The 1,072-nt window shown below is 72.6% G+C and carries 1 protein-coding gene and 1 pseudogene; both read left to right on the top strand.

Annotated features, from left to right (window positions below; genetic code table 11):
* Positions 1–664, top strand: a 664-nt coding sequence (locus tag AX737_RS11045; RefSeq protein ID WP_156453656.1) for an LLM class flavin-dependent oxidoreductase, incomplete at its 5' end; no start/stop codon positions are given.
* Positions 665–761: 97 nt separating this feature from the next.
* A pseudogene (locus AX737_RS11040) lies at positions 762–1,072 on the top strand (sulfonate ABC transporter substrate-binding protein); the annotation flags it as partial.

Below are 1,072 nucleotides of genomic sequence, written 5' to 3'. Positions count from 1 at the left end.
GATCTACCCGCCCGTGCAGTCCCCCTACCCGCCGCTCTACTTCGGCGGCTCCTCGCCCGCCGGAATCGAGGTCGCGGCCGAGCACTGCGACGTCTACCTCACCTGGGGCGAGCCGCCGGCGGGCGTGGCCGAGAAGATCGCGGCGGCCCGGGCGGCGGCCGAGCGGCGGGGCAAGACCTTCTCGTACGGCATCCGCCTGCACGTCATCGTGCGCGAGACGGAAGGCGAGGCCTGGGCGGCGGCCGAGGGCCTGATCTCGCGGCTCGACGACGCCACCATCGCGCGGGCGCAGGAGACCCTGAAACGCCAGGACTCGGTCGGCCAGAACCGCATGATGGCGCTGCACGGGGGATCCCGCGACCGGCTCGTGGTGTCGCCGAACCTCTGGGCCGGCGTCGGGCTGGTGCGGGGTGGTGCGGGCACGGCGCTCGTCGGCTCGGCCGACCAGGTCGCCGACCGGATGAAGGAATACATCGACCTCGGCATCGACCGCTTCATCCTCTCCGGCTACCCGCATCTGGAGGAGGCCTACCGCTTCGCCGAGCTGGTCTTCCCGAAGCTGCCGCTGCGGGCGACCACCGGGCCGGCGACGCGCGACCGTGGGCCTGTCGGCGAGGTCATGGCCAACGACATCGTGCCGCTGCGCCGCGTGAGCGCGCACTGAGGGGCGCGAAGCTCTCCCTCCCCCCCCTCTGCGGAGAGGGAAAGGCTGCGTCGCGCCCTTTCATCCGACTCCACCCGTCCAACCAAGGAGACCCCCCATGCCGGCCCGAGCCGCTCGCCTTGCCGCGCGCGCACCCCTCCACCCCGCCTGGACGCTGCTGACCGCCCTCGCCCTGGTCCTCCTCACCGCCCTCACCGCGCGCGCCGAGGACAGGCTGTTCCGCGTCGGCTACCAGAAGTACGGCACCCTCGTGCTCCTGAAGGGCAAGGGCCTCCTCGAGAAGAAGCTCGCGCCGCTCGGCTACCGGGTGCAGTGGGCCGAGTTCCCGGCCGGTCCCCAGCTCCTCGAATCGCTGAATGCCGGCGCCGTCGATTTCGGCTCGACCGGCGAGGCGCCGCCGATCTTCGC

This window comes from Methylobacterium sp. CCH5-D2 (assembly GCF_001556475.1).
In the GTDB taxonomy this organism is placed as follows: domain Bacteria; phylum Pseudomonadota; class Alphaproteobacteria; order Rhizobiales; family Beijerinckiaceae; genus Methylobacterium; species Methylobacterium hispanicum.
This window is presented reverse-complemented; position numbering and strand designations above follow the sequence as displayed.